This window comes from Microcystis sp. M53602_WE12 (assembly GCF_030065455.1).
GTDB lineage: Bacteria > Cyanobacteriota > Cyanobacteriia > Cyanobacteriales > Microcystaceae > Microcystis > Microcystis aeruginosa.
Genome location: NZ_JASJFB010000122.1, coordinates 1 through 7,980, shown reverse-complemented (window position 1 = coordinate 7,980; position 7,980 = coordinate 1). Strand labels below are relative to the sequence as shown.

The window sequence follows — 7,980 nt, the reverse complement described above, 5'->3', positions numbered from 1 at the left end:
TTGGGGTGTGGGATTGGGGGTGTGGGGTGTGGGGTGTTGGGTGTGGGGTGTGGGGTGTGGGGTGTGGGGTGTGGGGTGTAGGGAGTGGGGTGTGGGGTGTAGGGTGTGGGGTGTAGGGTGTGGGGTGTGGGGTGTGGGGTGTGGGGTGTGGGGTGTAGGGTGTGGGGTGTAGGGTGTAGGGTGTGGGGTGTAGGGTGTAGGGTGTGGGGTGTAGGGTGTAGGGTGTGGGGTGTAGGGTGTGGGGTGTGGGAATTAGGAATTAGGAAGTGGGGGGAATAAATAAAATAATCTCCTGACTACTGCCTTCCTTAACAACATAGCTATCGCTTTTTCGGAGTCAAGAGATGTTTCTATTTTTTCATCTTCATAAAGACAATTGCTGTCAAACCAGCGAGCCGAGTATTTTGGATGTAAGTAGGGAGGCACAATTATTTGTAGGATGGGTTAGCGGTAGCGTAACATGAGCAGGCGTTGGGTTTCATGCTTCAACCCAACCTACGTTCATCTATATTTAATTCCACCCACCCACTTATTTGTACTTCCTTGATATGTTTGTCTTTGAGTCTTTCAGTCAATGGGAATTTTAAGGAACCCATGCTTAACTTTAATCCTCGCAATAATCAGGGGGAAATGTCCGTCCGATCCAAAGCAGTCAGGGAGTTAAAAGTTTTTACTGTAGCTTTAGTGTATAGTGAAATATTCTCAACGTCAAGCCGCCCTAAAAGGCCGGGGTTTCAAACCGATTATTTTCGATGAAAAAATTAATTCTAGCCACGAGTAACCCGGGTAAATTAGCAGAGATAGGGGAATACTTAACTGATATTGACCTAGAATTGCAGTTAAAACCCGATGATTTAGAGATAGAGGAAACAGGGGCGACTTTTGCTGAAAATGCTTATTTAAAAGCTGCTCAAATTGCCCTAACATTGGGAGAATGGTCGATCGCTGATGATTCGGGATTGGAAGTAACCGGGTTAGGAAATGCCCCAGGGATTTACTCGGCCCGCTACGGTGAAAATGATCGAGAAAGAATCGATCGCCTCGTCAGAGAATTAGGAGATAATCAGGATCGCTCGGCCCGTTTTGTCTGTGTAATTGCGATCGCCCGTCCCGATGGTGAGATTGCCTTGAGCGCCACAGGAATCTGTACGGGAGAAATTTTAACCAGTCCTAGGGGTGAAGGTGGTTTTGGTTACGATCCGATTTTTTATGTTCCCGAATACGCTTTAACCTTTGCGGAAATGTCTCCCGAATTAAAAAGAAAAATTAGCCATCGAGGACGAGCTTTTCAGCAATTGCTGCCCCATCTCAAGACTCTCGCGGGTACAAATTCATTAAAGCCCTGACTTGTTCAGCATGATAAGAGCTTCTTGTCAAGGGACTCGCAACAATTTGTAAAAATCCCAGAGACTCACCGTATTCGCGCCAAGCGTGGAACTGTTCGGGGGTGATAAATTCCTGTACACCGAGATGTTTTGGCGATGGTTGCAGATACTGCCCGATGGTGAGAATATCACAATCGACGGCCCGTAAATCGCCCATCACTTGGCGCACTTCCTCGTCGGTTTCCCCCAATCCCACCATAATGCCCGATTTTGTGTAGGTAGCGGGAACAATGGCGCGAGCGCGCTGCAATAATTCTAGAGAACGCTGGTAATCACCCTGGGGACGCACACGACGGTAGAGACGGGGAACAGTTTCGGTATTGTGGTTTAAAACTTCAGGTTTAGCGGCAAGAATTAAAGCTAAAGCCTGCCAATTGCCACAAAGATCGGGAATCAGCACTTCGATGGTGGTTTTTGGGGAAATGCGGCGAATTTCCTCGATACAACGGACAAATTGACTAGCGCCCCCATCAGCCAAATCATCGCGATTGACAGAAGTGATCACTACATGATTAAGATCAAGACGTTGCACGGCTGCCGCTAGTCGCAGGGGTTCCGTGGGGTCTAAAGGTTGCGGTTTTTTCTCAAAATCTATATCACAGTAAGGACAGGCGCGAGTGCAAGCAGGACCCATAATTAAAAAGGTAGCCGTCCCCGCGTGGAAACATTCGCCGATATTGGGACAGGAAGCCTCCTCACAAACGGTATTTAAGCCTAAATCGCGTAAAACTTCCTTAACACTGCCGACTCGCTGCCATTGCGGTGCTTTTACCCGTAACCACTCTGGTTTTACCGTCACGCCTGAACTACTCCGATAATTTTTGCCTATATCTGTAATATCCTAGCAAGTCTCGACCCAATCAAGGCCGAATATGCTATGATGATTTAGCTGAAAATTTTCGGGATGTAGCGCAGCTTGGTAGCGCACTTCGTTCGGGACGAAGGGGCCGCAGGTTCGAATCCTGTCATCCCGATTAAAGACAATCAAGGTGTAATCTGTTCTATGGTTAAGTAGATAGGTGTTAAAAATTGTCAGTAAGTAGCTGGTTATAATTAAATTAAAAATGGATTTTAGGTTCGATCCCCCCTTAATCCCCCCTTGATAAGGGGGGTGCCGATCCCCCCTGCCCCCCTTGATAAGGGGGGTGCCGATCCCCCCTTAATCCCCCCTTGATAAGGGGGGTGCCGATCCCCCCTTAATCCCCCCTTGATAAGGGGGGTGTCTGACAACTTTTAACGCCTACCTACTTAGATCATGAAAATTGAGGAATTACTCAAAAACAAACGAGAAAAAATCATTGCTATTGCTGCTAAACACGGCGCAAATAACGTGCGAATCTTTGGTTCTGTCGCACGGGGAGAAGCTGACGAAAAAAGCGATATTGATTTATTAATTGATTATTGTAGCGAACGTCGGAGTCCCTGGTTTCCTTTGCCGTTAATTCGAGAACTCGAAGCTTTGTTAGGCTGCAAAGTTGATATTGTTACCGAACAGGGACTTAAAGATAGAATCAGAGAGCGGGTACTTAAAGAAGCAATACCACTATGAGAGATGATACCGAACGCTTGCGGGATATTTTAGAAGCAATTGAGCGGGTAGAAAAGTATGCTCCACAGGGAAAAACCGTGTTTGAACAACAAGAATTAATTCAAACTTGGATTGTCTATCATTTACAAATTATTGGTGAAGCAGCTAGAGCAACTTCTCAAGAATTTCAAGCAAGATACCCCGAAGTTCCTTGGCGAGATGCCAGCGATCTAAGAAACTTAACTATTCATGAATATTTTCGTATCAATCTAGAGATTATTTGGGATATTGTTGAAAATGACATTCCTCCTCTAAAACAACAAATCGAAGCTATTTTACAGGAATTGATTTGACGAAACCCAGTCCAATTATTTAAAACTGTTGGGTTTTAGGTTCGATCCCCCCTGCCCCCCTTGATAAGGGGGGTGCCGATAGGCGGGGGGATCCCCCTTGATAAGGGGGGTGTCGATCCCCCCTTAATCCCCCCTTGATAAGGGGGGTATCTGATAATTTTTAAAGCCTACCTACTTAGTAGGTTGATTCATGAATCAATCTACTAAGCACGACGTTTTGACAAATTTTCAGCTATTTATTCCGAGAAATCGAATTAAAACTTTGCCAGATAAGGAAAGGCAAATAATCGTGAGCCGCCGTTAGGTGATGAGTTTTTTACTCAAAAAACAGTATCTTTTTCGCCATCAAAGCAGTAATTAGCTATTCAACTAGGTCAAGATCAATTACAATGGTTAAAAGCTCAAGGAAAGGGATATGAAACAGGAATTGACCATATCTTGCGGGAAGTGATGGCACGCCAGCACCAGTGAAAAACATCGAAATAAAAATTGTCAGATCCCCCCGCCTATCGGCACCCCCCTTATCAAGGGTAGATCCCCCCGCCTATCGGCACCCCCCTTATCAAGGGTAGATCCCCCCGCCTATCGGCACCCCCCTTATCAGGGGGGGCAGGGGGGATCAGAGTCCAAAATCTATCTTCTCTTTGATTATAACTACTTAATTTACCTCCTCTAAGCCCATGTCTAGATTATTAATCAGCCAGTATCAGGCGGAAGTTGAGAAGATTGTCCAATATGGCGGCAGTCGCAAGGAAACTTCGATTAGAGTCGCTTTTCAGAATTTGTTAAATGACTATTGCAAGGCGCGGGATTTTTTGTTAATTCCGGAGTTGGATTATCGCACTAAGTCGGGAAAAGTTGTCTATCCTGACGGGACGGTTAAGGATGCTTTACGGTTAGATTGGGGATATTGGGAAAGTAAGGATCAATACGATAATTTAGATGAAGAAATTGAGAAGAAGTTGGCGAAAGGCTACCCCAATGACAATATTTTATTTGAAGATTCCCAGACGGCGGTTTTAATTCAAGGAGGAGAGGAAAGACTGCGCGTCTCGATGCGCGATGATGAGGCTTTGGATGGGATTATTAATGCTTTTATTAATTATGTACGTCCGGAGGTTGAGGATTTTCGAGAGGCGATTGCTAGTTTTAAGGAAGATTTACCAACAATTTTAGAAGCGTTGCGGGGTTTAATTGCGTTGCAGTCGGAGACGAATCGGAATTTTGTGACAGCGCGGGACAATTTTTTAGAGATTTGTCGCAAGTCAATCAATCCAGAAATTAGTCTGGAAGATGTGCGAGAGATGATTATTCAGCACATCCTGACAGAGGATATTTTTATCAATATTTTTAATGAGTCTCAGTTTCACCGGGAAAATAATATCGCCAGGGAATTACAGGGAGTGATTGAAACTTTCTTTACTGGTAATACCAAGCGCAATACTTTAGGGACTATTGAACGTTATTATGCGGTAATTCGGCGGACAGCGGCGAATATTTATAACCACCACGAGAAGCAGAAATTTCTCAAGGCGATTTATGAGAATTTTTATAAAGCATACAATCCGAAAGCGGCGGACCGGTTGGGAATTGTCTATACACCCAATGAAATTGTCCGTTTTATGATTGAAAGTGTCGATTATTTAGTCCACAAGCATTTTGGTAAGTTGTTGGCGGATCCAGGAGTAGAAATTTTAGATCCGGCGACGGGGACAGGAACTTTTATAACGGAGTTGATTGAGTATTTACCGAAGGATAAGTTACGGTACAAGTATAAGCATGAGATGCACTGTAATGAGGTGGCAATTCTGCCTTATTATATTGCGAATTTGAATATTGAGTTCACCTACAAGCAGAAGATGGGTGAGTATGAGGAGTTTGAGCATATCTGTTTTGTGGATACCCTAGACCATGCTGCTTCTAATATCAAGCAGATGGATTTGTTTGCTATGTCGGCGGAGAATACCCAACGGATTCATAATCAAAATGACCGCAATATTTCTGTAATTATTGGTAATCCTCCTTATAATGCCAGGCAGGAGAATTTTAATCAAGGTAATGCAAATCGAAGTTATGAAGCGATTGACAAGTGCATTAAATATACTTATATCAAAGAAGGTAAGGCACAGAATCAAATTGTCGTCTATGATATGTACACTCGCTTTATTCGTTGGGCTTCGGATCGATTAAATAAAAATGGTATAATAGCGTTTATTACTAACTCTTCTTTTATCGATGCGTTGGCTTATGATGGATTTAGAAAAGTAGTAGAGAATGAGTTTAGTGAAATTTATATCATTGATTTAGGTGGTAATGTCAGGAAAAATCCTAAACTTTCAGGGACAACTCATAATGTTTTCGGTATTCAGACGGGGGTGGCGATTAGTTTGATGGTGAAGCGAGAAAGTAATAATCTTCCTTGTCGAATTTTATATACTCGCCGTCCTGAATTGGATACAGCAGCGCAAAAATTAGAGTTTTTGTCATCGACAAAACTTAATCAGCTTGATTTTGAGCATATCATCCCAGATAAAAAACATAATTGGCTCAATCAATCAGATAATGACTTTTATCAACTGCTACCCTTGATTGATAAGGATGTCAAAAGTGGCAAGTCTGAGAAAGCTGTGTTTAAGTTGTTTTCATTGGGTGTAGTAACCAATCGAGATGAGTGGGTATATGATTCTCTCAAAGAGAGTTTAATAAATAAGATTAGTTTTTTCATTGAAAAATACAATTACTCTGTTGAAAATCAATTACAAGACTTTTCAATAAAGTGGAGTTCTTCTTTAGAGAATTTCTGGAAATCTCGAATAAAGTCTGATTTCGATGATAATTTAATTCAATTATCTCTATATAGACCTTATTTTAAGCAATTTCAATACACAGAAAAATTATTTAATCATCGATTGACAGAAAACCATTACGAGATGTTTTCATTAGATCTAAAGTCTTTTAATAAGATAATAGCTTTTTCTGGCATTAGTTCAAGCAAGCCTTTTCATTGTCTTTCCTGTGATTTATTAATTGGTTTAGATACACTTGAAAAAACTCAATGTCTCCCCCTCTACTACTACGAGAAAGAAGGAAACCGCATCGATAATATCACCGATTGGGGATTGCAACAATTCCAAAAACATTACAACGATAAAACCATCACCAAACTCCACATCTTCCACTACACTTATGCAGTCCTTCACTACCCGGAATATCGCAGTAAATATGAATTAAACCTCAAGCGAGAATTTCCGCGACTTCCCTTTTATGATAACTTCTCTCAATGGGTAGAATGGGGAAGCAAACTAATGGAATTACATATCAACTATGAAACCGTCGCACCCTACCCACTAACTCGCATTGATACTAATAATAATCTCAAACCGAAAACTAAACTAAAAGCTGACCGAGAAAAAAATTCTATCAACCTTGATGATGTCACTTTCCTACAAGATATTCCCAAAATTGCTTGGGAATATAAACTCGGTAATCGTTCGGCCTTAGAATGGATTTTAGATCAATATAAGGAAAAGAAACCCAAAGATCAAACCATCGCCGAAAGATTTAATAACTATCGCTTTGCCGATTATAAAGAAACAGTAATTGACTTATTACAACGAGTCTGTACTGTCAGCGTCGAAACCATGAAAATAATAGAAGCGATGAGACATTAAAAAGATTGCTTCCGGGGAATCTTATTCTACACCCCACACCCTGCCTCCAAGAAAAACTTTTTGCCGCAAACCCTAAGTAGGGAGGCATAATTATTTGTAGGATGGGTTAGCGGTAGCGTAACATGAGCGGGCGTTGGGTTTCATGCTTCAACCCAACCTACGTTCATCTTATATTTAATTCCACCCACCCACTTACTTTCTATTCTTGTCTAAGTTGTTGTAGTTTTTCTGTCTCTTGTGCGGGTGGTTGTATAGTTTTTTTTGCGGGTTATTCTCAAGCGTTCGGCTATTCTTGCCACTGTCGCCACACTTAACACTATACCAGTTCTTTCTAGGAATAGTGTTGATAGTTCAGCTAGAGTTGCGTCATTATTTTCCTCAATTAACGTACCGAGGACGAGCATTTGTTCTGGCGTGAGTTTTAAATGACGTCCACATCGATAAGTCTTCGGTCGAAGATCTCCCGTTTCTCGATATTGTTTCAAAAGCTTTTGTACGAAACTTAGGGTTACGCAGAATCTTTTCGCTAATTGTCTTTGAGAGATGGGTTCGTTATAATAACAGTCGAGGATTTTCTGACGGAACTCTACTGGATAGGATTTCATTTTTTGTGCGGTTTAGCTATCGATGACATTATACTTCATATTTGTGAGAAAGAAAGAAAATTGAGACGAGGCAACCCTACCGCTCAACTACTAGGGTTGATTCAAGGTAGGGTTGATTCATGAATCAACCCTACCACCCACATCGGGGGGCAAGGGGAGATTCAGCTAATCTAAGGATAGGCGGTTAAGATGCGTCTTAGCTTAGTGGGTTTTCTGGCGCGACCCAAGCGATCGCTAAAGATGTTATTATCTAGGGTCTGCTGAATAAATCTAAAAACCTTGTTGGATAAGACTTTTGGACTTTTTTCCCCTCAAAAAGTGCCAGCCATTGCGGGGATCGGGGGAAAATTCAGGTACTTTTTCCCTGAAAATTAGGTAGTTGACCACCTCAAAACTGGTAAAACCCCACACCCCACACCCCACACCCCACACCCTGCC

8 protein-coding genes and 1 tRNA gene are annotated in these 7,980 nt (G+C 42.3%); 6 read left to right on the top strand and 3 right to left on the bottom strand.

Annotation, left to right across the window (positions count from 1 at the left end; all coding sequences use genetic code 11):
- Nucleotides 1-252: 252 nt before the first annotated feature.
- On the bottom strand, nt 253-426 hold the full coding sequence (locus PX482_RS04955) for a hypothetical protein (protein ID WP_288093301.1): 174 nt from the start codon (nt 424-426) through the stop codon (nt 253-255).
- 326 nt (nt 427-752) lie between these two features.
- Between PX482_RS04955 and rdgB the strand changes: the two genes are divergently transcribed.
- A complete protein-coding gene (gene rdgB, locus PX482_RS04950; protein WP_288031580.1) occupies nt 753-1,346 on the top strand; it encodes an RdgB/HAM1 family non-canonical purine NTP pyrophosphatase in 594 nt (197 codons plus the stop codon).
- On the opposite strand, the gene lipA is transcribed toward rdgB, so the two are convergent.
- Nucleotides 1,309-2,214 carry a lipoyl synthase gene (lipA, locus tag PX482_RS04945; protein WP_502846487.1) on the bottom strand — a complete coding sequence of 302 codons (906 nt, stop codon included), beginning with the start codon at nt 2,212-2,214 and terminating at the stop codon, nt 1,309-1,311. The genes rdgB and lipA overlap by 38 nt on opposite strands.
- Before the next feature lie 71 nt (nt 2,215-2,285).
- Here lipA and PX482_RS04940 point away from each other — a divergent pair.
- The 5 genes from PX482_RS04940 (at nt 2,286) to PX482_RS04920 (ending at nt 6,937) form a co-directional block, all read left to right on the top strand.
- Nucleotides 2,286-2,359: transfer RNA gene (locus PX482_RS04940), tRNA-Pro, on the top strand.
- A gap of 281 nt (nt 2,360-2,640) precedes the next feature.
- Complete coding sequence (locus tag PX482_RS04935) at nt 2,641-2,934, top strand: nucleotidyltransferase family protein (RefSeq protein ID WP_002760266.1); 294 nt, start codon at nt 2,641-2,643, stop codon at nt 2,932-2,934.
- Nucleotides 2,931-3,266, top strand: a complete 336-nt coding sequence (locus PX482_RS04930) for a HepT-like ribonuclease domain-containing protein (protein WP_002760267.1) — start codon at nt 2,931-2,933, stop codon at nt 3,264-3,266. The genes PX482_RS04935 and PX482_RS04930 overlap by 4 nt, the downstream gene beginning before the upstream one ends.
- Before the next feature lie 363 nt (nt 3,267-3,629).
- Nucleotides 3,630-3,737: a BrnA antitoxin family protein gene (locus PX482_RS04925; RefSeq protein WP_265795881.1), complete on the top strand. Its 108-nt coding sequence runs from the start codon at nt 3,630-3,632 to the stop codon at nt 3,735-3,737.
- A 209-nt stretch (nt 3,738-3,946) separates the two neighbouring features.
- On the top strand, nt 3,947-6,937 hold the full coding sequence (locus tag PX482_RS04920) for a type ISP restriction/modification enzyme (RefSeq protein ID WP_288026738.1): 2,991 nt from the start codon (nt 3,947-3,949) through the stop codon (nt 6,935-6,937).
- A 209-nt stretch (nt 6,938-7,146) separates the two neighbouring features.
- Here the strand turns inward: PX482_RS04920 and PX482_RS04915 are convergent, their stop codons facing one another.
- On the bottom strand, nt 7,147-7,542 hold the full coding sequence (locus PX482_RS04915) for a helix-turn-helix domain-containing protein (RefSeq protein ID WP_288026736.1): 396 nt from the start codon (nt 7,540-7,542) through the stop codon (nt 7,147-7,149).
- Between the last annotated feature and the right edge of the window lie 438 nt (nt 7,543-7,980).

Excerpts from the sequence above, each read along its gene's own strand:
- rdgB (WP_288031580.1), top strand. The coding sequence starts at position 753 with ATGAAAAAATTAATTCTAGCCACGAGTAACCCGGGTAAATTAGCAGAG.
- PX482_RS04935 (WP_002760266.1), top strand. The coding sequence starts at position 2,641 with ATGAAAATTGAGGAATTACTCAAAAACAAACGAGAAAAAATCATTGCT.
- PX482_RS04930 (WP_002760267.1), top strand. The coding sequence starts at position 2,931 with ATGAGAGATGATACCGAACGCTTGCGGGATATTTTAGAAGCAATTGAG.
- PX482_RS04920 (WP_288026738.1), top strand. The coding sequence starts at position 3,947 with ATGTCTAGATTATTAATCAGCCAGTATCAGGCGGAAGTTGAGAAGATT.
- PX482_RS04915 (WP_288026736.1), bottom strand. The coding sequence starts at position 7,542 with ATGAAATCCTATCCAGTAGAGTTCCGTCAGAAAATCCTCGACTGTTAT.